Source organism: Flagellimonas myxillae (assembly GCF_023502235.1).
GTDB lineage: Bacteria > Bacteroidota > Bacteroidia > Flavobacteriales > Flavobacteriaceae > Flagellimonas > Flagellimonas myxillae.
Genome location: NZ_JAMFLY010000002.1, coordinates 840,497 through 863,632, shown reverse-complemented (window position 1 = coordinate 863,632; position 23,136 = coordinate 840,497). Strand labels below are relative to the sequence as shown.

Sequence of the window (23,136 nt, the reverse complement as noted above, 5' to 3'; positions counted from 1 at the left end):
ACGGTTTTTGAATTTTATTCCTCTACCTCTTCCTCAACCCTTGTGAAGACCGCCTCAGCGCCATCATAATTGTTTTCGTCCACTTCAGCTCCATCAATGATTAGGGTGTTATCACCTTCCATGACAATGGTAATGGTCCGTTCTTCCATTTCTTCGTCCGTTAGGGTAAGTTGATCATCCTCCAAACTCCAAGTTGTGGATTCCTCATCACTTTCTGCTGGACATGGGATTTCCAATCCTCCCACGCCAACGTTGATGGACAAATGGTTCATTTTACTATTTGAAACCGAGGTGCCATCGTCATCAAAAGTCATGGTGATAAGATTGCACTCATTTTCCGTGAGGTATTCGAGAATTTGTTTGGCAAAATTTAATTGATCATCATTCAGGGTTTCATCAAACCGTAAATCGGACAACAGCCATTCCCCTATAAGGTTATCATAAGAGACCACACCGTCCTCATCATCGTTTTCACCTTCTTCCCCATCTTGAGCATCATCATCTTCGTTATCGGCATCATCGGAGTCATCTGAGGAGTCATCCTCGTCGGAACCATCCTCTGAATCATCGTCCGAACCTTGCTCCATATTTGGGTCTAAATCTGTATCATCGGTACTTTCTACAGTACATGAAAAAACGAATGCAAATGCCAAGAAAAGCAATAGGTAAGTTCTTTTCATCGTAATTAGTTTGTGGGGTTTACATTTCAGATAACGCAAAATCCCTACGATTAGTACTGAAAAGTCGCTGTGAATCAGAGCACAAACCTATAGGTCGCCTTCAACAAAAAAATGTTTTGTGGTTTCTGCCCAAAAATATTGTCTCCTAAACTGGGCAACAATCCGGCTGTTGGATCTCCGGATTGTGACACGTCTTGGGACCAGACCAGGAAAATCTCAGAACCTGGTATGTACTCCCATCGCACCACCAAATTGGAACGAAATTGGACAAAGGAGAAATCAGGGTCATCAAAAGTAAAATCAACGTCACCGTCCAAATCGTCATCCACAGAAAAGGTATCTTCCGAGAAGCTCAGGTGATTCTGGTTGTAGGAAATAAACCGGTCTTCAAAAACCTTGGCGCTCGGCGTATTAATATGTTTGAAATTGGAATAACGTCCTCGGGAAATAAAGGGCTGTCCCCAATACTGTACGGTCAAATTCGGATTTATCGTGTAGTTCAACCTAAATGACATGCTCAAAGTACGTTGATCAATCTCTCCATTGAGGTACCTAACGGAACCATTGATATCATCAAAATTATCTATGAACTGAAGCTTGTTTTGGTTGAGGGTAAGTGAAGGAAAAGCCGAAATTCTCAAGGCATTCACGGGTTGGTAGGTAAATCCAGCCTCGATGGAATAAAAACTGAAAGAATTATCCACCGCCCTTCTTCCATTTTGGAAGGCGCTAAATCGAAGTTTTTTTCTGTTGTCCGTATTTATACTGTTCCAAAAGCTCAACCAAGGGGACTGTCGTAATCTGGGGCCTCCGCGTAGCGCAAAATTATCGTAATCCACTAGGGCATAATTAATGCCCAAGTTGGTAAACCAATTGTTTTTCCAGTTTTGCCAACTGTTGGTATTGAACTGTAGATAGTTATGGTTTCCGCCAAAATCCCAAGCGGTCCAATGATTGTAATTGATCCCGACCCTTCTGAACGTATTATCCGGTTTTAAGGTTTGGTAGCCTACCCAAGTATAATGTCTAATGTCATCGGACAATCGCTGAAAGCCTAGGTCGTTCAACTCGAGCTCTGGAGATCGCCAGGTTCCTCCAGATTCAAATTTCCAATGCCCGTTTCCCACCTTTCCAATTTGGATGTTGCCCCCCGTACCTGTTAGGGAAGTCCTGTTTTCATCCACTGCTACATGATCCGCCCCCACTCTTTGGAACAAATGCGTGATGGATTCCTGGGTGTTTTGAATGGCTTCGGCACTCCCTTTAACATTGCTAAAAATGAGATTGCCCTCCACATACCAATCCCTGTTGTTCCATTGGTGCTTAAAATCCAGTCCCCCTGTGAATGCTGATTTATGCAAAAAATCCAAGGCCTGGGTTAGATTATCCCGGTTGGTGGCCGTAAAAATTCCACCGATGTAGGAGTTTCTATCATTAAAATCCTTCTGGAGTCGACCCACAAAATAATTGGTCAAAGGTTCTACCATTTCCCTACGTTCTTCACCATTCTCATTTCTAATGGCTGCATATCTCTTTGCGGTAACACTTTCCAACACTCCAATAGCCCATCCATCCTTGGTCTTCCCACTAAACTTAGCCGCACCAACAATAGGGGTATTATCGGGTTGATCCACAAATTCATTGTCACCCGCACTTACAGAGCCTTGGGGGCTTCTACCAATTCTGCGGGAATAAAACAGATTGTCGAACCCGAAAGTATTCCCGGCCTCGGACTCCGACAATCTAAAATCGAAGATATTCTTGTTTTCCACAAAAAAGGGTCTTTGCTCCCTAAAAAAGATTTGAAAGCCATCCAAGGCAATAGCGGATGGATCTGCTTCGACTTGTCCAAAATCTGGATTCACGGTCAAGTCCATCGTGAGATCGTTCGTTATACCAATTTTAGCATCCAGACCCACGGTAAAATCGCTTTCATTGCCATCCCTAAACGGATTGTTCTCCTCGGCCTCATAGGTTTCTCCACTGGTAACCGTATAGGGTTGTATTTCCAATTGCTTTTGGGGCTCAATGTTCTTTAGACCATGAAGCTCCCCAAACTCGCTTACCCAACCGGGTTGGTCCACTGGCTTGCGTTGCCAAACCGAACGTTCCTCATCCCTAAAAATCCGACGCGTTGCCTGCAATCCCCATACCTGGTTTGCTGCCGACCCAAATTTTAATTGGCTCAGCGGTATTTTGAACTCCACCGTCCAACCTTCTTCATCCACATTGCTTTTGGTGTACCAGATGGGATTCCAGCTTTCATCCCAATTGGTTCCGTTGTTGGAAACAAATTCATCCCCCTTGACCCCAGCTACGGTGGCCGTAAACGAGAATGCGGTTCTTTTATCGTGATAACTATCAATATTGAATTCCACAAAATCCCCTTCAAACCCATCCCTACGGGACAAGCGTTTCACAATTTTATCCGGTTCAGAATCATAACATCGAACACCTATATATAGGTTTTTGTTGTCGTAAACGATCTTAAATTTGGTTTGCTGACTTGGAGCCGTATTCTCGTCTGGTTGGAATTCAATGAAATCGCCTGCCCATTCCACCAGGTCCCAGACCGGGTCGTTCAGTAGCCCATCGATTGCAGGGGGTTCTTGTTGACCAATGGAGGCGGTTACATAAACTTTCTTGGGAACAGTGGTAGTTGAATCCTGGGCGTTTAGGCCAACGTACAATAAGAGTAGCGGAAATAAGATGATTAGTCTTGGCACTTTGTTCGTTTTTAGGTTGATGGTTGCCTTAAAGACCTAACAAATTGGCAACAGTTACACCTACCCCGATTTTTATTCCCATTTTAACAGAATTATAGCATAGTTTTGCAGCTTGTTCGGATTATTTGGGTTGCTTCGGGAAAAAGTCAAAAATATTCCCAATCAACCATTTGTAATTCAATCTAATAATTGTACATTTGCAGCCCGTTATTCGGGATAGGTTTTTAAATCAATAATATTCTAGAAGTGGACACATTAAGTTATAAGACTATTTCTGCCAATAAATCGACCGTTGACAAACAATGGTTATTGGTTGATGCTGAAGGAGAGACATTAGGTAGATTGGCATCTAAGGTAGCCAAGTTGCTAAGGGGAAAACACAAGACAAATTTTACCCCCCATGTTGACTGTGGTGATAATGTTGTTGTGATCAACGCTGAAAAAATCAACTTGAGCGGAAACAAATGGACTGACAAGGAATACCAAAGGTATACTGGATATCCAGGAGGTCAGCGTTCCACTACTGCACAAGAATTGTTGGAAAAACAGCCTGAAAAAATTATTGAAAAATCTGTTAAGGGAATGCTTCCCAAGAACAGACTGGGTGCCGACTTGTTTAGAAACCTAAAAGTCTATGCAGGACCTGAGCACGAACATGAGGCCCAGAAACCAAAAGCGATAAACTTAAACGACTACAAATAATGGAAGTGGTTCATAAGATTGGCAGAAGAAAAACTGCTGTAGCAAGAGTATATGTTTCTGAAGGAAAAGGAAACATCACCATTAACAAAAAAGACTTAAAGGACTACTTTACAACTGCTCCATTGCAATACAAGGTAAAGCAACCTTTTGCCTTGACCGAGACCGAAGACACTTACGATGTTAAAGTAAATGTTTACGGTGGCGGAATCACTGGGCAAGCAGAAGCCGTTCGTTTGGCTTTGTCCAGGGCATTGTGTGAAATAAATGAGGAGAACAGAACCGTTCTTAAGCCTGAAGGTCTATTGACCAGGGATCCAAGAATGGTGGAAAGAAAGAAATTCGGTCAGAAGAAAGCCCGTAAAAAATTCCAGTTCTCCAAGCGTTAGGATTTTCAGCGCATTATTGCGCTATTTTATAAGTTCATTGAAAACCCTGATGTATTTCAGGGTTATATTTTTAACCAAGTTGTCGTTGTTCCAAAAAGGAAAAAACGAACTTTTTGGAATTTAGTTTAGCATCTAAATGGATTGGGCGCGCCTTAAGCAACCACCAATTCATTGCTACTACAACGGAACGTAAACTAAGTACAAAAAATGGCAAGTAACGTCGAAGTTAAAGACTTATTGGAAGCAGGTGTGCATTTTGGACACCTAACCAGAAAGTGGAACCCAAACATGTCTCCTTACATCTATATGGAGCGTAACGGGATTCACGTAATCAATCTCTACAAAACAGTTGCAAAACTGGATGAGGCCAACGAGGCCCTTAAGAAAATTGCCGCTTCTGGTAGAAAAATTCTTTTTGTAGCCACAAAAAAACAAGCTAAGGATATTGTCGCGGACAAAGTATCCAAAATCAACATGCCCTACATCACCGAAAGATGGCCAGGTGGTATGTTGACCAACTTTGTAACTATCCGTAAGGCCGTTAAGAAGATGGCCGCTATCGATAGGATGAAAAAGGACGGTACCTTCAACACTCTATCCAAAAAGGAAAGATTGCAAGTTGATCGTTTGAGAGCCAAATTGGAGAAGAACTTGGGCTCCATTGCTGATATGACCCGTCTTCCAGGTGCCATCTTTATTGTAGATACAATGAGGGAGCACATTGCGGTAAAAGAAGCCCAAAAGTTGAACATCCCCATTTTTGCTATGGTGGATACCAACTCCGACCCAAGGCCCATCGATTTCGTAATCCCTGCTAATGATGACGCTGGTAAATCCATCGAAGTTATTATGGGACGAGTAACCGAAGCGGTTGCCGAAGGTTTGGCAGAACGCAAGAATGACAAACAAGAAGAAAAAGCAGAAGCCCCAGCCGCCGAAGCAGCTGCTCCAGTAAAAGCTGAAGCTCCTGTTGTTGAGGAAAAAACTCCTGCAAAAGAAGAAGTAAAAGAAGCTCCCGTAGCTGAAGCTAAGGAAGAAAAAGCTGCGGAACCCAAAGAAGAGCCAAAAGCCAAGAAGGTAAAAAGCGATAAGGCCGATGACCTGACGAAAATTGAAGGTGCAGGACCCAAAGCTGCTGAAGCCCTTGTGAACAGTGGAATAGACACATTTGCAAAATTGGCAAAGGCCGATCCTGAAAAAATCAAGGAAATCCTTACCGAGGCAAGCTCAAGAATGGCCCATTTGGACCCAACTTCTTGGCCAAAACAAGCCCAATTGGCTGCCGATGGAAAATGGGATGAATTAAAGGAATGGCAGGATAACGCCAAAGGAGGCGTTGAGTAACCATTCATTTAATCTTGCGCCAAAATCAGGCGTACATAGTGTTTTACTTTACATAAATTTTAAATAAAAAAGAAAATGGCAAAGATTACCGCCGCAGAAGTAAATAAATTAAGAAAGGCCACCGGAGCAGGAATGATGGATTGTAAAAATGCTTTGGTTGAGGCTGATGGTGATTTTGACAAAGCAATTGAGATCCTTCGTAAAAAAGGACAGAAAGTAGCTGCTAAAAGAGCCGACAGGGATTCCTCTGAAGGTGCTGCCATCGCCAAAGTGAATGATGACAATTCAACTGGGGTGATCATCTCCTTGAACTGTGAGACCGATTTCGTGGCCAAGAATGAAAGTTTTATCACGCTTGCCAATAGCTTGGCAGACGTTGCCCTTGGCTTCGACAACAAGGACGCTTTCCTTGCAGCTCCTTACAACGGAATGACCGTAGCTGAAAAGTTGACCGAACAAACCGGTGTAATTGGTGAGAAAATTGAGATCGGTAGCTTTGAAAAGTTGGATGCTCCTTTCGTTGGTTCTTATATCCATGCAGGTAACAAAATTGCCACTTTGGTTGGTTTGTCCGCATCCGTGGACGGTGCCGCTGAAGCTGCCAAGGACGTTGCCATGCAAGCTGCTGCAATGAATCCTGTTGCCTTGAACGAAGAAGGTGTGGACCAATCTGTTATTGACAAAGAAATTGAAATCGCCAAAGACCAATTGCGTCAAGAAGGGAAGCCTGAAGCCATGTTGGAAAACATCGCCAAAGGAAAACTAAAGCGATTCTTCAAAGACAATACTTTGGTTAACCAAGCCTTCATCAAGGACAGTAAGCAAAGTGTTGACCAATACGTAAAATCTGTGGATTCTTCATTGGAAGTAACAGGTTTCCAACGTGTTGCTTTGGGATAACCCCAGCACAAAACAATTAAAAAAACCGCTCAATTGAGCGGTTTTTTTGTGCTCAAAATTTTGTTGCCACACACCATTTCTTCTTGGCAACCCATAAATATTTTTGATTATTTTTGTCCGGACTTCAACACATCCTGAATGCAATACAAAAGAGTTTTATTAAAACTAAGTGGAGAAGCCCTTATGGGCGAACAACAATACGGCATCGACGCCAAACGACTTTCCGAATATGCAGAAGACATTAAAGCCGTAATTGACAAAGGCGTCGAGGTGGCGATTGTTATCGGTGGCGGTAATATTTTTAGAGGACTTTCGGGTGCCGGCCAGGGCATGGATCGTGTTCAAGGAGACCATATGGGGATGTTGGCTACGGTTATTAATGGTTTGGCATTGCAAAGCGCCCTGGAGATACAAGGGGTGGAAACACGTTTACAATCGGCCATAAAAATAAATGAGGTTGCGGAACCTTTCATCCGAAGAAGAGCAATGCGCCATTTGGAAAAAGGCAGAGTGGTCATTTTTGGGGGAGGAACAGGAAACCCCTACTTCACTACGGATTCTGCCGCTGTTTTGAGGGCCATAGAGATCAAGGCCGATGTAATCCTTAAAGGGACGCGTGTGGATGGAATCTATACTTCCGACCCAGAAAAGGATAAAACAGCCACCAAATTTGACTCCATTTCCTTTAACGATGTCCTGTCCAAAGGATTGAAAGTAATGGACACCACGGCCTTTACCTTAAGCCAGGAAAACGAGCTACCTATTGTAGTCTTTGATATGAACACAAGGGGTAACCTTATGCGAATAGTCTCTGGGGAGAACATTGGAACCGTTGTCAATTTATAGATTGGTACAAGGTTTGATGCCAGAAGTTAAAATTTAAGATTATGAACGAAGAAGTAACTTTTATTCTTGACACCACCAAGGAAAGTATGGAAGGGAGTATATCCCACTTGGAAAAAGCTTTGGTTAAAATTCGAGCGGGAAAAGCAAGCCCAGTAATGCTTTCTACCGTTATGGTAGAATACTATGGGTCCCCTACCCCACTTTCACAGGTTTCCAACATCAATACCCCGGATGCACGAACCATTTCGGTACAGCCTTGGGAAAAGTCGCTTCTTCAAGAAATCGAAACTGCCATCATGAATGCCAATTTAGGCTTCAACCCAATGAATAATGGGGAAATGGTAATCATTAATGTACCACCCCTCACGGAAGAACGCAGAATTCAGTTGGTAAAACAGGCAAAATCCGAAGCCGAAGATGCAAAAGTGAGCATCAGAAATGCTCGGCAGGATGCCAACAAGGAACTTAAAAAGCTGGAGATCTCCGAAGATCTATTGAGCAACGCAGAGGTTGATGTCCAAGAGCTTACCGATACCTTTAGTAAAAAAGTTGATGCTATCCTTACTGTAAAGGAAGGAGAGATCATGAAAGTCTAGTTTCCTGAAACAAGCCCTCGCTTTCCTTAGGAACACAACCAATCATTTTCTACCTTTGCGCCCAATTAAAATCAAATGGTAGCAAAGCTTACAAGAGGATTCTGGCCCACGGTCGCACGTCTAATTCTACGCAATAGAATTCTTATCCTTCTTGCTGTTGCTGCATTCACTGTTTTTCTGGCCATGCAATGGAAAAACATGCAGTTTTCCAATACCGAGGCCAATATTCTACCGGATGATCATCCTGCAACGGTCCAATACAATGCGTTTAAGAGCATTTTTGGCGAGGAAGGGAATGCAATCGTTCTGGCCGTCAGGGATTCCTCCCTGTTCACTCCAAGTAATTTTAATCGTTGGAACAAGCTTAGCAAACAGCTGGATGCCTTTCCGGAAATTGACTATGTGGTTTCCACAGATAATCTAAAAGTCTTAAAAAAGGACAACGAAGAACAGGTATTTGTCATGGAGCCCTTGATTGAAGAGGCCCCTGAGACCAAAGAAGCCATAGACTCCCTGAAAAACCACCTTTTTAAGGAGCTTCCGTTTTTCGATAACCTGATCTATAATGCGGAAAGCGGAACCATCCAGACCATCGCCTATTTGGATAAGGATATCATGAACACCGCTGTTCGGAACGAGTTTATCCTAAACGACCTGGGCGATTTGGTAAATAACTTTGAGCAAGAGACCAACTTGGATGTTCGTGTTTCGGGTATGCCCTATATCAGAACTTGGAACACCAAATCCATAGTGGACGAGATTGGAATCTTTATTGGCGCCGCGCTGTTGGTCACATCCATTATTTTCTTTTTCTTCTTTAGAAGTTTCAGGGCCACCTTTATCTCTATGTTTGTGGTAATCATTGGGGTGATGTGGGCCTTTGGTATTTTGGGTCTTTTCCAATATGAAATCACCATACTTACCGCGCTCATTCCACCGTTGATCATTGTTATTGGAATCCCGAATTGTATCTTCCTTATCAACAAATATCAGCAAGAAGTAAAAAAACACGGGAACCAAGCGCTTTCATTGCAAAGGGTGATTTCCAAGATTGGGAATGCTACATTGATGACCAACATTACCACCGCTTCTGGTTTTGCCACCTTTATCATTTTGGACAGTGATCTGCTTAAGGAATTTGGTATTGTGGCCTCCATCAACATCGTCGGAATATTTATTCTATCCTTATTGATCATTCCGATTGTTTATAGCTTTATGCCGCTTCCCAAAACGAAGCACCTTAAACACCTCAACAAACGCTGGATTGACTTTTTCGTCAACAAGATGGAGCATATTGTCCGAAACCACCGGATTGGGGTCTATATCACTTCAGTGATTGTTTTGGTATTGAGTATCGTTGGGATTTATCAAATCAAGATTACTGGAAGTAGGATCGAAGATCTCCCCAAAAACACGCATTATTTTAAGGACATTCGATTTTTTGAAGAGGAGTTTGACGGTATCATGCCCATGGAAATTGTAGTGGATACCAAACGGAAAAATGGGGTTACCAAACCGGCCACCCTACGCCGAATGGATCAATTGGGAACCGTTATCGAGGAAATTCCGGAACTTTCCAAACCCTTGTCCGTGGTCAATTTGGTCAAATATTCCAAACAGGCTTTTTACAACGGTATTCCAAAATATTATCAACTACCAACTTCCCAAGAGAACACTTTCATCATGGATGTGGCACGAAAATCCTCAAGTGATGGGGACCTCTTGGAAAGTTTTGTGGACAGTACCGGGCAGACCGCCAGGTTGACCACTTTTATGCAGGACGTAAAAATTGACCGCATGGAGGAGATAGAGGAAGATGTACAAGAATCGATAACCAAGTTTTTCCCCGCGGAAAGGTTCAATGTATATATGACCGGTAAGGCATTGCTATTCCTGAAAGGGACCAAATATTTGGTAAAAAACCTGTTGCTTTCCCTAGCATTGGCCATTGGGCTTATCTCCTTGTTCATGGCCTATTTGTTCCGGTCGTTTCGGATGATCATAATTTCCCTTGTGCCCAACTTACTCCCCTTGGTAATCACTGCGGGGGTCATGGGCTATCTTGGGGTTCCAATTAAACCATCGACTATTTTGGTGTTTAGCATCGCATTTGGTATTTCGGTGGACGACACCATTCACTTTTTGGCCAAATACCGACAGGAATTGACAGCCAACCGATGGCACATTAAAAAATCGGTTTATGGTGCCCTGCGCGAAACCGGAGTGAGCATGTTCTATACATCCATCGTACTGTTTTTTGGATTTTCAGTGTTCATCATATCCAGCTTTGGAGGTACCAAGGCTTTGGGAGGATTGGTATCAGCAACCCTTCTTTTCGCCATGCTCGCCAACTTGGTTTTGTTACCTTCCCTACTCCTCTCCTTAGAGCGCAGTATCGCGAACAAACAGGTACTTAAAAAGCCGCAGATAGACATCCTTCCACAAGAGGAGGTCAATCTCAAGGACAAATAGCGCAAAGGGGGTTCTTTTATTGCCACTTGCATTGCTATCTTTTTTGACCAAAAACCTATCTTTACCGCTTAATTTACCTAAGATCATAATGAAACCTTATTCTGTAAAAGAACTTCTTGCAAAGCAACCCATAGGAGAGCGGGTTGAAGTAAACGGATGGGTAAGAACCTTTAGAAGCAACCGATTTGTGGCTTTGAACGATGGATCTACCATTCACAACCTTCAATGTGTAGTTGATTTTGAAAATTTTGACGAGAATTTGCTCAAGCAGATATCCTCTGGAGCCGCATTAAAGGTTACAGGGACTTTGGTAGAAAGCCAAGGGAGGGGACAAAGTGTGGAGGTACAAGCTTCTGATGTATTTATTCATGGAACTGCAGACCCTGACACCTATCCCATTCAACCTAAAAAACACTCCTTGGAGTTTCTTAGGGAGAAAGCACACTTGCGCGTTCGTACCAGCACTTTTTCTGCTGTTATGCGGGTAAGGTCGGCCCTAGCGTTTGCAGTACATCAGTATTTTCAGCAACAAGGGTTTTATTATATGCACCCACCTATAATTACCGGGTCGGATGCAGAGGGAGCCGGCGAAATGTTCCGAGTTACCACTTTGGACCCCAAAAACAGTCCGGTCGATGAAAAAGGAGAAGTGGATTACTCCCAAGATTTCTTTGGGAAGGAAACCAACCTTACGGTTTCCGGACAATTAGAGGCGGAGACTTATGCCATGGGATTGGGGAATGTATATACATTTGGCCCCACTTTTAGGGCGGAAAATTCCAATACATCGCGTCACTTGGCTGAATTTTGGATGATTGAACCCGAGATGGCTTTCTACGATTTGGATGCCAATATGGATTTGGCCGAGGACTTTATCCAGTCCATCCTAAGATATGTATTGGAAAACTGTAAGGATGATCTAGAGTTTTTGGAAAAGCGACTTTTGGATGAAGAGAAAACCAAGCCCCAAAACGAGCGTTCGGAAATGTCACTGCTAGAAAAATTAAAGTTTGTTGTGGACAACAACTTTAAGCGTGTTACCTATACAGAAGCCATTGACATCTTGAGAAATAGCAAGCCCAACAAGAAAAAGAAATTCCAGTTTCCGATTGATGAGTGGGGTGCCGACCTACAGAGCGAGCACGAACGCTATTTGGTTGAAAAACATTTTAAGTGTCCCGTGATCTTGTTCGATTACCCGGCCAACATCAAGGCGTTCTATATGCGATTGAACGAAGATGGAAAAACCGTTCGCGCCATGGACGTCCTGTTCCCCGGTATCGGAGAAATTGTGGGGGGATCCCAAAGAGAGGAGCGTTTGGAAGTGCTTCAACAAAAGATAAAAGACCTGGACATTGATGAAAAGGAACTGTGGTGGTATTTGGATCTAAGACGATTTGGTACTGCTGTTCATAGTGGGTTTGGATTAGGGTTTGAACGCATGGTTCAGTTTACCACGGGAATGGGAAATATCCGGGATGTGATCCCCTACCCCAGATTCCCCCAAAATGCCGAGTTTTAATCGGATTGCGTAATTTTATAGAAGAGGTATACGGTAATTTCTTATGCTAAAACAACACCTTCAATTCAAGCTTTCCCAGAAACTGTCCCCACAGCAGATTCAGCTTATGAAATTGATTCAATTGCCCACCCAGGCTTTTGAACAACGATTAAAACAGGAGCTCGAGGAAAATCCTGCCCTGGAGAGCGGAAAAGAGGAAAAGGAAGGCATGGATGACGCGTATGAGGATGCCTATGATGATTCAGCGGACAGTGAAACAATAACAGCTGACGAAATCAACATCGATGATTACCTCAGCGATGATGAGATTCCGGATTACCGCACCCAAACCAGTAATTACAGCGCAGACGATGACGAGAAAAGTGTACCCTACGCCTCCGGCATTTCCTTTAATCAATATTTGATCAACCAGCTCAACACCACGTATCTGGATGACGAAGAGTGGGCCATTGCCGAATTTTTGGTGGGTAGCGTGGATGAAAGTGGATATATAAGAAGGCCGCTTTCGGATATTATGGACGATTTGGCCTTTACGCAGAACATCTATGTGGAGGAAACCAATATTGAAGCGGTGCTAAAAACGGTCCAGGAGTTGGACCCTCCGGGGGTAGCTGCACGATCGTTGGGAGAGTGTTTGATCATCCAACTGAAACGAAAGGAAAGGACACCAGCGATAGAATTGGCTATTACCATATTGGAAAAGTCCTTTGATCAGTTTACCAAAAAACACTACTCCAAACTTTTACAAAAACACCACATTTCGGAAGAAGAACTCAAAGATGCCATTGCCGAAATCGAGAAACTGAATCCCAAACCTGGAGGTTCTTATGCTGGCAGTACCCGGATTATCGAGCATATTGTCCCGGATTTCTCCATCAGGATCGTAGAAGGGGAACTGGAACTAACATTAAATGGCAGGAATGCCCCAGAACTTCACGTAAGCCGTGACTATAGCAATATGCTGGAAGGCTACAAAAATTCCAAGGAAAAGTCCAAAGCGCAAAAAGATACCGTCCTGTTCATTAAACAGAAATTGGATGCTGCCAAATGGTTCATCGATGCGATCAAACAGCGGCAGCAAACCCTGTACGTCACCATGAGTGCTATCATGAACTATCAGCGGGAATATTTTTTGAGCGGGGATGAGCGCAAGTTGCGCCCCATGATCTTGAAAGATATCGCAGACCAAATCGGCATGGACGTTTCTACCGTCTCTAGGGTGGCCAACAGCAAATATGTGGATACCCCTTATGGCACCAAACTCATTAAGGAATATTTCTCCGAGGCCATGAAAAATGAGCAAGGGGAGGATGTTTCTACCAAAGAGATCAAGAAGATTTTGGAGACTGTTATACGAGATGAAGAGAAAAAGAAACCCTTGACAGATGATAAATTAGCCAAAATATTGAAGGATAGGGGCTATCCCATAGCGCGAAGAACCGTGGCCAAGTACCGGGAGCAACTTGGAATTCCAGTGGCCCGGTTAAGAAAACAAATCTAATGGGCCATTTCCTGAGTATTATCTCCTATGTTTTTCATCCGCTTTTTGTTCCTATCGGAGGGACCTTGCTGTTTTTCCTGCTCACCCCCTACAGCAGTTTGGAAGTGCAAAGCGGCAATATCCTACCCATCTTTATCCTTACCGTTATCATACCCATTATTTTCTTTCTGATTCTAAAGAATTTAGGGGTAATCAATTCCATCTTCCTCCCCACCTTACAAGAACGCAAGTACCCGCTGTACATTAGCTGTGTTTTATTCTTGATGATCTTGTACAAGGTAATCCCAAACAACTATGTTAACGAACTTTTCTTTTATTTTACTGGCTTGCTGACTGCCACCGGCGCGGCATTGATATTGTTGTTTTTTAGGGTAAAAACCAGCATGCACTTATTGGGTATGGGCAGTCTGCTCATGTTTATGATCGGGCTTAGCATCCATTTTGAGAAAAACATTACGCTGGGCATAAGTCTATTTACCCTCCTAACGGGATTGGTAGCCACTTCCAGGCTCTACCTAAAGGCACATAGCAAAGCTGAATTATTGGTAGGGTTCATTGTTGGAATGGTTTCCCAACTGCTTATTCTGAAATACTGGCTATAAAATATAGAAAATGACCCCAATCCGTAGTACACGCATATCTATGGATTCGCCACTCCCAATGATTTGGGCATTCTCCAACAAAGGGTTTAGGGCGTAATAGGCGTGGATATTCCAAGTGTTATATCCAAAGTTCAACGTTAACCCATATTGCCATTTCTGGATATCGGAATTTGCAAAACCTTCTGTCCCTTCATCCAAAACCAGTCTAGATCGTCCTGAAAAAACATAGCCCAACTTGGCTCCTGCATAAATGCGCCAGAACTTAAATTCCGATGGGGTCGATGTTCGCCACCGTAGTTCTAGGGGAAGCTCAAGCGCATGGGTTTCCAACTTGCTTCGAACAATAGCATCTGTCCCTACCACCTCATAAGTTATGGCTTCACCAGCTTCGTCCGCCCTTATGTTGGTATAGTATGAATTTGTAGCATACCCCAGGCCCAAACCAAGACCGAAATTTCTGCGAACATTCAAGGGTATATCTTTTATAAACCCACCTTGAAGATTATACGAAAGACTTCTTTGGACAGCGCCGTCTGGCCGTTCCAACAAAAAATTAAAACCCATTCCAATATAAAATTGGTCTTCGAGATACCGGTCATCCACCGCTTGATCAGTCTGTGCAAAAACAGCCGATACGCTAAAGCATCCAAGCATTGAAAGAAGAAGAAGTTTTCTCATGTCAGGTGGAAATAAAAAACAATCCAAAATACACAATTGGATTGTTTTTTACTCAAATTTATGGGCCTTATTGCAATTGCGAAAGTTGGTTCCCCTCGAAAGTCGTATAGTTTACCTTGAGCAGGTTTACCTTACGGAGTTCTTCCTTAATATCGGAAACAATGCCCATTTTAACTTTCTTATCCACTTTTAAGGAGACTGTCATCGTATTCCGGATAGCATCCGGGCGTTTGGCAATTTCGGAAAGTACATAAGGAGCCACTTCATTTACATGGGCCAATCTATCGTCCAATTGAATTTTAGGTTCGGATCCCAAGACCTTGGACAATTCCTCCGTGGGTTTGCCCACATAGATTTCTATCACCCGCTCCTTCATTTCCAGTTTCTTTATTTGATCGGCCTTAGGCAAATTGTTATCAACCAAAATTGGGGTGTTCTTTATGGTTGTCACCGTCATAAAAAAGAACAATAACATAAATACAATATCCGGCAAGGATGCTGTTGAAATGGCCGGCAATTTCTTTTTATTTCTTCTAAAATTTCCCATAGTCGTCGATTTATTGGATTTGTTTGGTTTCCGCTTCGGATAATTGCATTGGGAATAGTTCCCGTATCGCCAGGATGTTCTCCATTAGCTTCTTTTTGGCAGCTTTGTCCGTTTGAGGGTCAAAATACTGTCTTTCCATTTCAACAAAATCTTGATGAAAAAGCCGCTGTGCCTCCCTATTTCTAAGGGTATTATAGGCAGCTGTTAGCTCATTTTGCACCATTACATAGGTACCATAGGTAGCTTCCCGATCACTGCTTAGGGAGATTATTGCCCTACTTGGGTTATCTGAAGAAGCAGGGTCGTTTGTCCCTTTACAATAGTTACAGGGCTCTTGGGCTCTTTGGGCAGCACCTCCGTTGTCCAAAAAGGAAATTGCGGTGGCGCGCAGCTCATCAATACCCATAATTTCACTTTCTACCATGAGCTGATCATTCTTGTTCAACACAATCCGTAAAATGTTCCGTTCATTGACGAGAATAGGTGGTGTGGGCTCTTTGGAGGGAAGTTTCCGATTCAGGCCCATATCAGTCTGGATGGTCGCGGTCACTAAGAAAAAAATGAGCAGTAAAAAGGCAATATCAGCCATGGAACCGGCATTTACCTCCGGTATTTCATTGTTTCTAGCCATAATAAAAATGTTTAGTTGGACTTCGGATTAAATGGCCCAATGGGCCTTACCAATCCATCACAAGAATTATTCCAATTCTTGGAAGTTCCAATTAACCGTAAGGACAGAAACTGCTTAATGGCAATAAAAAAACGCTCCAAGTTTACAACCTGGAGCGTTTTCCACTAAATCTAAGTTATTGTCTACTGCAAATTGTTGAAAGCATTTCCTTCATAGGTCGTATAGTTGACCTTTAGGGCGTTAACTTCTCTCAACTGTTGCTTGATATCTGCGATAAGACCCATATTTGCATTCTTATCGACCTTCAATGCGGTAGTCAATACATTTTGTAATTCTTGTGGTTTTTTGGCACGCTCGGCCAAAATATAGGAGCCTACTTCATCGACATTGGCAAACTTATCGTTCAATTGAATCTTTGGCTCAGTTCCAAAGACCTTTTGATACTCTTGTGTTGGCTTCCCAACATAGATGTAGATTACCCTGTCTTTCTTCTCCAATTTTTTGATTTCCGTAGCATTCGGAAGCGTATTCTCAACCAACAAGGAACTATCTTTCATAGTGGTCACCGTCATAAAGAAAAACAGTAACATAAAGACGATATCGGGTAATGATGCAGTGGATACCGCAGGCAAATCCCCGTCCTTTTTTTTTGCAAATTTTGCCATTCTATATTACTTTAATTGGTTGATGTTTCCGCTTCAGACAGCTTCTGTGGAAACATATCCTGTACGCGCTTAACTTTGTCTTTCAAATCATCTCTTACACTTGAAGGTGTTTCCGGATTAAGGTATTCCGCCTCCATATCTGTAAAATCACGACCATACAGCTTGCTGGCCTCTCGGTTTCGCAAGTCGTTGTAGGCACCTACCAACTCGTTTTGAACGGTAATGTATGTGCTATACTTGGTTTCGCGATCGTTTTTTAAAGAGATAATTGCCTTTGAAGGATTATCGGACGAAGCTGGGTCTTTTCTTCCCTGGCAATAGTTGCAGGAACCATCAGCCCCATTTTCAAGAAAATCCATCGCGGCTTTTCTTAAACCCTTCAAATCCATCAATTCGTCTTCGACCAACAATTGACCATTTTTATTGATGTTAACCGTAAAAATGTTCTTTTGTTTGATCACCACATCCTCCTCTGGCGGCTCCATAGGTGGCAACATACGATCTAATCCCGCATCTGTTTCAATGGTTGTGGTAACCAAGAAAAAGATAAGTAACAAGAAAGCAATGTCTGCCATAGAACCGGCATTCACTTCTGGTGCTCCTTTTCTTCTAGGCATAACTTTTAATTTTTACTTAACGAACATTTTTTTCAAGCCTGGGAAAACCATTAAAACAACGGCTACAGCGGTAAGGATAAAGAAAACGTTCAATCCCATACCGATGTTTTTAACCGTGCTTTCGGTTGCACCTTTATCAGCCATAGCTTCGGCCACTTCCTGCGCTTCAGCTCCAGAAGAAAGTCCGTAAGAAATCGCTACTACAATCGCCAATCCACCCAAAGCAAACAAAGTCTTTTTAAGGCTACCTGGCGTTGAAAGCAATTTTTTAAATCCAAAGAATACTGTTGATACCACAGCAATGGCCAACAGAAGATACATGATGATAAACATGAAGTTCATTGAACCGCTGTTTATGGCATCTGGATCATCACTTGACGGCATACCAAACCATAGAACGGTTGCAACCAATCCTATGACGATAAGCACTATTTTAATTATTTTATTCATGTCTCTCGATAGTTTTTAGTTTCGTAATTATTTCTTGTGTGCTGCCAACATATCTATCAAAGATATAGAGGAGTCTTCCATGTCATTTACGATACTATCGATTTTTGCAATGATATAGTTATAGAAAATTTGAAGGATAATCGCAGTGATCAAACCAAATACGGTAGTCAATAACGCTACCTGGATATCACCAGCAATCAAGGAGGCACTCAAGTTACCTACAGCCGCAATTTTCTGGAAGGCCGCAATCATACCGATTACCGTACCCATAAACCCAAGCATGGGCGCAATGGCGATAAACAGTGATAACCAAGATACATTTTTCTCCAATTGTCCCATTTGAACCCCACCATAGGCCACAACAGCTTTCTCGGCAGACTCCAGTCCTTCACCTGCTCTGTCCAATCCTTGGTAAAAGATGGAAGCAACAGGTCCTTTTGTGTTTCTGCACACCTCTTTGGCCGCTTCAACACCACCGGAAGCCAATGCATCTTCCACTTGCTGCTTAAGCTTGGAAGAATTTGTACTGGCTAGGTTCAAATAAATTATTCTCTCAATGGCAACCGCCAATCCCAAGATCAAACATAAAAGTACGATACCCATGAAAGCAGGACCCCCTTGGATAAATTGTTCTTTCAATACTTGGGTGAAACCTTTGCTGGCTTCGGCCGCGGCTTCATCTTGAAACATCGCCGCTGATGCAGTTGTAGTTCCCATCACAAACATTCCGGCAGCAGCCAGAGTAAAGGATAATTTTTTCATTTTTCTAAAACTTAAATTTAGTTAGTTAATAATGTTAAAGATATAAAAATTTTAATACCAAAAAATTTTAATACCTAGCAGAGAGGAAGGGATTCGAACCCTCGATACACTTTTGGTGTATACACACTTTCCAGGCGTGCGCCTTCGACCACTCGGCCACCTCTCTGTTTAATCACAGTATAGGCCGAGCAATAAACGAAAAAATAATTATTTAACGAAATTTAAGGAGTTAATTTTAGACCATTTCACCCCTTAGTGAAGTCTCAAAAATTGTCTTGAAGAGCTTACCGGAAACCTTGCTTCCCAAGAGGTACATCGCCTTGGCAACGGCAGCTTCAGTCGTAATGTCCTTTCCATTAACCAATTGCATTTCCTTTAGCTGTTCACTGGTCTCATAATGCCCCATGGCTACCGCTCCCCCCGAACATTGGGTCACATTAATAATATGCAATCCTTTTTTCACCGCATTTTTCAATCCATCCAAAAACCATTCGTCCATTGGAGCGTTTCCTGCCCCATAGGTTTCCAACACGAGCGCCTTTAGATTGGGAATACTAAGAACTGAAGTCAGCACCTCTTTGTTTAAACCGGGAAACATTTTAAGCACCGCAACATTGTTGTCCATTGTTTTATGTACTTGCAGGGACTTGGTTTTAGCCGGCCCCTTTAATAAATAGGAATGGTGCACCTTTAGGTGAACCCCGGACTCCACCAAAGGAGGATGGTTCAACGAAGCAAAGGCCTCAAAATGTTCGGCATTGATCTTGGTGGTCCTGTTGGCCCTGTACAATTTATATTCGAAGTAAAGGCCCACTTCCTGAACCACTGGTTTACCCCTTTTCCGCAGCGCCGCTATCTGGATAGATGTAATCAGGTTCTCCTTGGCATCCGTTCTCAGGTCCCCTATTGGGAGTTGCGACCCAGTAAAGATCACCGGCTTGGCCAAATGCTCCAACATAAAGCTCAGCGCCGATGCGGAGTAACTCATGGTATCACTTCCATGCAAAACCACAAAACCATCATAGGCATTGTAATTCTCTTCGATCATGCCCGCTATATCCGACCAGTAACCTGGGTTCATATTAGATGAATCAATAGGGTTTTCAAACGAGAGTCCCTCAATCTTGCAATCCAACTGGTTCAATTCGGGGATATTGTTCACCAACTCCTCAAAATTGAAAGCTTTGAGGGCTCCTGTTTCATAGTCCTTTACCATTCCAATGGTACCTCCCGTATAGATCAGTAGAATATTTGTTTTCATTTCCATGGATTAAATACCGAAAACCTGTTTTGAATTTTCCGTGGTTATTGCAGCAATGGCCTCTTGATCCACTCCGTAAATTTCCGAAAGTTTGTCCAGTACCTTTAAGATATATGAACTTTCGTTGCGCCTTCCCCTAAAAGGTACCGGCGCCAAATAGGGAGCATCGGTCTCCAAAACAATATGTTTTAAATCAATTTGATTCAGGAATTGGTCGATTTTTCCATTCTTAAAGGTGGCTACCCCTCCTATGCCCAATTTCATGTTGAACGAAATGGCCCGATGAGCCTGCTCCAAAGTCCCCGTGAAACAGTGAAAGATTCCAAATAATTTATCATCCTTTTCCTGTTCCAATACGTCAAATATCTCATCAAAAGATTCCCTCGAATGGATTACAATAGGTAAACCATATTTTTTGGCCAATCTAATTTGATATACAAATGCTTGTTGTTGAAGCTTTAAAAAGCTTTTATCCCAATACAAATCGATTCCTATCTCCCCAACTGCATAAAACTTTCGCTCTGACAGCAATTGCTCCACATGGGCCAGTTCCTCCTTATAATTTTCCTTAACATGCGTTGGGTGAAGCCCCATCATCAAAAACACATTGTCCGGGAAGCTCGCTTCCAGTTCAAACATAGCATCAGTGTAGGTGGAATCAATTGCCGGGATAAAGAATCGCTCCACGCCCAAATCCATGGCTTTTTGAATGCTGGTTTCACGATCTTCGTCGAAAGCCTCGCTGTATAAATGGGTATGTGTATCCGTTATAATCATAACTTTCGATAGGATTCTTCTTGGGGATGTGCCTGCTGGTATCTATCAATGGCTTCCTTGAATTTTACTCCCCCTTCCAAACTTTGGTCAAACAAAAAGTTATCAAGTTCTGGATGATTATTGGAGGTCCAAGAAACCAATTCGGCTCTATTTTTAGTCCATAAGCTGTCGTTGAAGACTACATATTCAACAATATCAATACTATGGATGTTGTTCGCATCAAATTTCACCTGTTCTCTAGTGATTATGGGTTCCCCGTTCAAAAAATGGATTCTTTTGCATTGTTTGCTTACCCGCATTTCCACAACACCTTCTTTCAGTTGTATCTCCAGAATTTTATATCGGGGTTTAAAAACTGAATCCCATTGAAATAGATTACCATACTGCTCTTTACTAAATGTACTCTTGTACACCAATTCGTTCAAACGGATACTGTCGGCAAACATTGAAACCACAGCATTGTAGTTTGACTCGTTTAAGGCATCAATATAGCTTTTGACCATTTCAACCTTGCCAACTTCCTTTTGTTCTTCCTTACACGAACCAATCAAAATTGCTAAAAGTGCAATTGCAAATATCTTCCGCATGGGCATTTCTTGTTACCGCAAAAATAGGTTTATCTTTAAGAAAAATTGTGGATGAAATCACTCAAAAAATTCTTGAAATCCAAAAAATATGTCCGCATCCCTTTGGTACTGACGGAAACCAATCATTTTGAGATAGCTGCCAAGATCAATGGGATTTCTGGAAGGTTTATTTTAGACACAGGGGCATCCAATACCTGTGTGGGCATGGATAAAATCGAGTTTTTCGAAATGGTCTCCGAGGTGTCCGATATTAAGGCAGCTGGGGCCGGAGCCACAGAAATGGAAACCCTGGTTTCTTCCAAAAACAAAATCCAGATTGGGGAATGGTCCAAAAAAAAGCAAAAAATTGTCCTCTTCGACCTGGTTCATGTCAACCAAGCCCTAACCTCGCATAACTCACTCCCGGTTGATGGTATTATTGGCGCCGACGTCCTAAAAAAAGGAAAGGCGGTCATCGATTACGATAAAAAGTGTTTGTTCTTAAGAATAAAATAAAACTTCCGTCCCGGTTAACAGGCTGGCACAAAATCACCAATTCGCACATTCGCACATTCGCACATTCGCACATTCGCACATTCGCACATTAAATAAACTCAAGAAATCTCACACCCCACCAAAGAGTGCAAAATAACATTGTACCCTAAAGTAGTTTTATAGCTCCAATGCTTTTTTCACATTGCCGTCCATCAACAATTCTTCCGGACTTTCCAAGGCTTCCTTAACAGCAACCAAGAATCCTACGGATTCCTTACCATCAATTATTCTATGGTCATAAGACAAAGCCACATACATGATTGGCGCTATGACGACCTGTCCATCCTTGGCAATCGGTCTTTCTACAATGTTGTGCATACCCAGAATAGCACTTTGCGGAGGATTAATAATAGGCGTGGACAACATGGAGCCAAACACCCCTCCGTTGGTTATGGTAAAGGTTCCCCCGGTCATTTCGTCCACAGTAATTTCACCTTCCCTGGCCCGAATCGCCAATCTTTTTACCTCTGATTCAACGCCTCTAAAAGTCAAATTCTCCGCATTTCTAATCACAGGAACCATCAACCCTTTTGGTCCGGAAACCGCAATACTAATATCACAAAAATCAAAGGACAACATTTCTTTGCCATCGATCATGGAATTTACCGCGGGATACATTTCCAAGGCTCGGACTACAGCTTTTGTGAAGAAAGACATGAACCCAAGGCTCACCCCGTGTTTTTCTTTAAAGGTTTCCTTGAATTCTTTTCGTAGCGCAAAAATAGGAGACATATCCACCTCGTTGAAGGTCGTCAACATGGCCGTTTCATTTTTGGCAGAAACCAATCTTTCAGCCACTTTTCTTCGAAGCATGGACAGTTTGGAACGGGATTCTCCCCTGTTACCACCCGTAGGCGTTCCCATGGATGGTACCGCTTTTACCGCGTCCTCCTTGGTGATACGCCCATCCCTTCCTGTTCCAGAAACGGAAGCGGCATCCACTCCTTTTTCGTCCAAAATCTTCTTGGCCGCGGGAGAAGGTGTCCCAGAAGCATAGGTTTCTTTTTTAGCCTCCCCTGGCTTGGCAGCCTCAGTTTTTGCTGGCTCTTCTTTGGCCTCCGATTTGGATTCCTCGGCAGGAGCTGCAGCACCCTCGGGCTTGGCAGCACTGGTATCGATCAAACATACCACCTCACCTACGGCCACGGCATCGCCTTCCTCAGCCTTTAAGGTAATCACTCCACTTTCCTCCGCGGGAAGCTCCAAGGTAGCCTTGTCCGAATCGACCTCGGCAATCGCCTGGTCCTTTTCTACATAGTCCCCATCTTGCACCAACCATTCTGCAATTTCTACCTCGGTTATGGATTCCCCTGGCGAGGGAACTTTCATTTCTAAAACCATGTTATTTTA

At 42.9% G+C, this 23,136-nt stretch carries 24 protein-coding genes and 1 tRNA gene; 11 read left to right on the top strand and 14 right to left on the bottom strand.

Going from position 1 to position 23,136, the window contains the following annotated elements; genetic code table 11:
- Window positions 1-14: 14 nt before the first annotated feature.
- Window positions 15-680 carry a lipocalin family protein gene (locus M3P07_RS12290; RefSeq protein WP_249970208.1) on the bottom strand — a complete coding sequence of 222 codons (666 nt, stop codon included), beginning with the start codon at window positions 678-680 and terminating at the stop codon, window positions 15-17.
- Window positions 681-754: 74 nt separating this feature from the next.
- A complete protein-coding gene (locus tag M3P07_RS12285) occupies window positions 755-3,406 on the bottom strand; it encodes a DUF5916 domain-containing protein (protein ID WP_249970207.1) in 2,652 nt (883 codons plus the stop codon).
- Between the two features lie 246 nt (window positions 3,407-3,652).
- Here M3P07_RS12285 and rplM point away from each other — a divergent pair, with 246 nt between their 5' ends.
- The 10 genes from rplM to M3P07_RS12235 all read left to right on the top strand — a co-directional run bounded on the left by rplM (window position 3,653) and on the right by M3P07_RS12235 (window position 14,277).
- Window positions 3,653-4,108 carry a 50S ribosomal protein L13 gene (gene rplM, locus M3P07_RS12280; protein WP_249970206.1) on the top strand — a complete coding sequence of 152 codons (456 nt, stop codon included), beginning with the start codon at window positions 3,653-3,655 and terminating at the stop codon, window positions 4,106-4,108.
- Window positions 4,108-4,494 (top strand): 30S ribosomal protein S9, encoded by a 387-nt coding sequence (gene rpsI / locus M3P07_RS12275; RefSeq protein ID WP_249970205.1) that lies wholly within the window; start codon window positions 4,108-4,110, stop codon window positions 4,492-4,494. The genes rplM and rpsI overlap by 1 nt, the downstream gene beginning before the upstream one ends.
- A 207-nt stretch (window positions 4,495-4,701) precedes the next feature.
- A complete protein-coding gene (rpsB, locus tag M3P07_RS12270; RefSeq protein WP_249970204.1) occupies window positions 4,702-5,838 on the top strand; it encodes a 30S ribosomal protein S2 in 1,137 nt (378 codons plus the stop codon).
- Window positions 5,839-5,913: 75 nt separating this feature from the next.
- Window positions 5,914-6,738: a translation elongation factor Ts gene (gene tsf, locus M3P07_RS12265; RefSeq protein ID WP_249970203.1), complete on the top strand. Its 825-nt coding sequence runs from the start codon at window positions 5,914-5,916 to the stop codon at window positions 6,736-6,738.
- 138 nt (window positions 6,739-6,876) lie between these two features.
- Window positions 6,877-7,584 carry a UMP kinase gene (gene pyrH, locus M3P07_RS12260; RefSeq protein ID WP_249970202.1) on the top strand — a complete coding sequence of 236 codons (708 nt, stop codon included), beginning with the start codon at window positions 6,877-6,879 and terminating at the stop codon, window positions 7,582-7,584.
- 41 nt (window positions 7,585-7,625) lie between these two features.
- Window positions 7,626-8,180: a ribosome recycling factor gene (gene frr / locus M3P07_RS12255; protein ID WP_249970201.1), complete on the top strand. Its 555-nt coding sequence runs from the start codon at window positions 7,626-7,628 to the stop codon at window positions 8,178-8,180.
- A gap of 75 nt (window positions 8,181-8,255) precedes the next feature.
- Window positions 8,256-10,652, top strand: a complete 2,397-nt coding sequence (locus tag M3P07_RS12250) for an efflux RND transporter permease subunit (protein WP_249970200.1) — start codon at window positions 8,256-8,258, stop codon at window positions 10,650-10,652.
- Between the two features lie 88 nt (window positions 10,653-10,740).
- On the top strand, window positions 10,741-12,174 hold the full coding sequence (gene asnS, locus M3P07_RS12245; protein WP_249970199.1) for an asparagine--tRNA ligase: 1,434 nt from the start codon (window positions 10,741-10,743) through the stop codon (window positions 12,172-12,174).
- A 43-nt stretch (window positions 12,175-12,217) separates the two neighbouring features.
- Window positions 12,218-13,675, top strand: coding sequence for an RNA polymerase factor sigma-54 (gene rpoN / locus M3P07_RS12240; protein ID WP_249970198.1), 1,458 nt, complete (start codon window positions 12,218-12,220; stop codon window positions 13,673-13,675).
- On the top strand, window positions 13,675-14,277 hold the full coding sequence (locus M3P07_RS12235; protein WP_249970197.1) for a hypothetical protein: 603 nt from the start codon (window positions 13,675-13,677) through the stop codon (window positions 14,275-14,277). The genes rpoN and M3P07_RS12235 overlap by 1 nt, the downstream gene beginning before the upstream one ends.
- Here the strand turns inward: M3P07_RS12235 and M3P07_RS12230 are convergent.
- The 11 genes from M3P07_RS12230 to M3P07_RS12180 all read right to left on the bottom strand — a co-directional run bounded on the left by M3P07_RS12230 (window position 14,272) and on the right by M3P07_RS12180 (window position 21,252).
- A complete protein-coding gene (locus tag M3P07_RS12230) occupies window positions 14,272-14,955 on the bottom strand; it encodes a porin family protein (RefSeq protein ID WP_249970196.1) in 684 nt (227 codons plus the stop codon). The genes M3P07_RS12235 and M3P07_RS12230 overlap by 6 nt on opposite strands.
- 67 nt (window positions 14,956-15,022) lie before the next feature.
- On the bottom strand, window positions 15,023-15,502 hold the full coding sequence (locus M3P07_RS12225; protein WP_249970195.1) for an ExbD/TolR family protein: 480 nt from the start codon (window positions 15,500-15,502) through the stop codon (window positions 15,023-15,025).
- Between the two features lie 10 nt (window positions 15,503-15,512).
- Entirely contained in the window at window positions 15,513-16,133 is a 621-nt protein-coding gene (locus M3P07_RS12220) for an ExbD/TolR family protein (RefSeq protein ID WP_249970194.1), read from the bottom strand.
- A gap of 182 nt (window positions 16,134-16,315) precedes the next feature.
- Entirely contained in the window at window positions 16,316-16,798 is a 483-nt protein-coding gene (locus M3P07_RS12215; RefSeq protein ID WP_249970193.1) for an ExbD/TolR family protein, read from the bottom strand.
- A gap of 11 nt (window positions 16,799-16,809) precedes the next feature.
- Window positions 16,810-17,415, bottom strand: coding sequence for an ExbD/TolR family protein (locus tag M3P07_RS12210; RefSeq protein ID WP_249970192.1), 606 nt, complete (start codon window positions 17,413-17,415; stop codon window positions 16,810-16,812).
- A gap of 12 nt (window positions 17,416-17,427) precedes the next feature.
- The gene (locus M3P07_RS12205; protein ID WP_249970191.1) at window positions 17,428-17,865 is read right to left on the bottom strand and encodes a hypothetical protein; all 438 of its coding nucleotides are present in this window, start codon (window positions 17,863-17,865) and stop codon (window positions 17,428-17,430) included.
- A gap of 27 nt (window positions 17,866-17,892) precedes the next feature.
- Window positions 17,893-18,627 (bottom strand): MotA/TolQ/ExbB proton channel family protein, encoded by a 735-nt coding sequence (locus M3P07_RS12200; RefSeq protein WP_249970190.1) that lies wholly within the window; start codon window positions 18,625-18,627, stop codon window positions 17,893-17,895.
- A 78-nt stretch (window positions 18,628-18,705) separates the two neighbouring features.
- Window positions 18,706-18,793 (bottom strand) — tRNA-Ser (locus tag M3P07_RS12195).
- 69 nt (window positions 18,794-18,862) lie between these two features.
- Window positions 18,863-19,894, bottom strand: coding sequence for an asparaginase (locus tag M3P07_RS12190; protein WP_249970189.1), 1,032 nt, complete (start codon window positions 19,892-19,894; stop codon window positions 18,863-18,865).
- A 3-nt stretch (window positions 19,895-19,897) separates the two neighbouring features.
- The gene (locus M3P07_RS12185) at window positions 19,898-20,665 is read right to left on the bottom strand and encodes a TatD family hydrolase (protein WP_249970188.1); all 768 of its coding nucleotides are present in this window, start codon (window positions 20,663-20,665) and stop codon (window positions 19,898-19,900) included.
- Complete coding sequence (locus tag M3P07_RS12180) at window positions 20,662-21,252, bottom strand: hypothetical protein (RefSeq protein ID WP_249970187.1); 591 nt, start codon at window positions 21,250-21,252, stop codon at window positions 20,662-20,664. The genes M3P07_RS12185 and M3P07_RS12180 overlap by 4 nt, the downstream gene beginning before the upstream one ends.
- Window positions 21,253-21,303: 51 nt before the next feature.
- Here M3P07_RS12180 and M3P07_RS12175 point away from each other — a divergent pair, with 51 nt between their 5' ends.
- Window positions 21,304-21,747 (top strand): retropepsin-like aspartic protease family protein, encoded by a 444-nt coding sequence (locus M3P07_RS12175; RefSeq protein ID WP_249970186.1) that lies wholly within the window; start codon window positions 21,304-21,306, stop codon window positions 21,745-21,747.
- Between the two features lie 156 nt (window positions 21,748-21,903).
- Here M3P07_RS12175 and odhB read toward each other — a convergent pair whose 3' ends face one another.
- Window positions 21,904-23,127: a 2-oxoglutarate dehydrogenase complex dihydrolipoyllysine-residue succinyltransferase gene (gene odhB / locus M3P07_RS12170; protein WP_249970185.1), complete on the bottom strand. Its 1,224-nt coding sequence runs from the start codon at window positions 23,125-23,127 to the stop codon at window positions 21,904-21,906.
- Window positions 23,128-23,136 lie beyond the last annotated feature (9 nt).

Bases quoted from the DNA above. Each gene is read 5' to 3' on its own strand.
- M3P07_RS12175 (WP_249970186.1), top strand. From the start codon at position 21,304: ATGAAATCACTCAAAAAATTCTTGAAATCCAAAAAATATGTCCGCATC.
- M3P07_RS12220 (WP_249970194.1), bottom strand. From the start codon at position 16,133: ATGGCTAGAAACAATGAAATACCGGAGGTAAATGCCGGTTCCATGGCT.
- rpsB (WP_249970204.1), top strand. From the start codon at position 4,702: ATGGCAAGTAACGTCGAAGTTAAAGACTTATTGGAAGCAGGTGTGCAT.
- odhB (WP_249970185.1), bottom strand. From the start codon at position 23,127: ATGGTTTTAGAAATGAAAGTTCCCTCGCCAGGGGAATCCATAACCGAG.
- frr (WP_249970201.1), top strand. From the start codon at position 7,626: ATGAACGAAGAAGTAACTTTTATTCTTGACACCACCAAGGAAAGTATG.
- M3P07_RS12205 (WP_249970191.1), bottom strand. From the start codon at position 17,865: ATGAATAAAATAATTAAAATAGTGCTTATCGTCATAGGATTGGTTGCA.
- M3P07_RS12190 (WP_249970189.1), bottom strand. From the start codon at position 19,894: ATGGAAATGAAAACAAATATTCTACTGATCTATACGGGAGGTACCATT.
- rpsI (WP_249970205.1), top strand. From the start codon at position 4,108: ATGGAAGTGGTTCATAAGATTGGCAGAAGAAAAACTGCTGTAGCAAGA.
- M3P07_RS12200 (WP_249970190.1), bottom strand. From the start codon at position 18,627: ATGAAAAAATTATCCTTTACTCTGGCTGCTGCCGGAATGTTTGTGATG.
- M3P07_RS12215 (WP_249970193.1), bottom strand. From the start codon at position 16,798: ATGGCAAAATTTGCAAAAAAAAAGGACGGGGATTTGCCTGCGGTATCC.
- M3P07_RS12210 (WP_249970192.1), bottom strand. From the start codon at position 17,415: ATGCCTAGAAGAAAAGGAGCACCAGAAGTGAATGCCGGTTCTATGGCA.
- M3P07_RS12185 (WP_249970188.1), bottom strand. From the start codon at position 20,665: ATGATTATAACGGATACACATACCCATTTATACAGCGAGGCTTTCGAC.
- pyrH (WP_249970202.1), top strand. From the start codon at position 6,877: ATGCAATACAAAAGAGTTTTATTAAAACTAAGTGGAGAAGCCCTTATG.
- M3P07_RS12250 (WP_249970200.1), top strand. From the start codon at position 8,256: ATGGTAGCAAAGCTTACAAGAGGATTCTGGCCCACGGTCGCACGTCTA.
- M3P07_RS12230 (WP_249970196.1), bottom strand. From the start codon at position 14,955: ATGAGAAAACTTCTTCTTCTTTCAATGCTTGGATGCTTTAGCGTATCG.
- rpoN (WP_249970198.1), top strand. From the start codon at position 12,218: ATGCTAAAACAACACCTTCAATTCAAGCTTTCCCAGAAACTGTCCCCA.
- M3P07_RS12235 (WP_249970197.1), top strand. From the start codon at position 13,675: ATGGGCCATTTCCTGAGTATTATCTCCTATGTTTTTCATCCGCTTTTT.
- tsf (WP_249970203.1), top strand. From the start codon at position 5,914: ATGGCAAAGATTACCGCCGCAGAAGTAAATAAATTAAGAAAGGCCACC.
- M3P07_RS12225 (WP_249970195.1), bottom strand. From the start codon at position 15,502: ATGGGAAATTTTAGAAGAAATAAAAAGAAATTGCCGGCCATTTCAACA.
- M3P07_RS12290 (WP_249970208.1), bottom strand. From the start codon at position 680: ATGAAAAGAACTTACCTATTGCTTTTCTTGGCATTTGCATTCGTTTTT.
- asnS (WP_249970199.1), top strand. From the start codon at position 10,741: ATGAAACCTTATTCTGTAAAAGAACTTCTTGCAAAGCAACCCATAGGA.
- M3P07_RS12180 (WP_249970187.1), bottom strand. From the start codon at position 21,252: ATGCGGAAGATATTTGCAATTGCACTTTTAGCAATTTTGATTGGTTCG.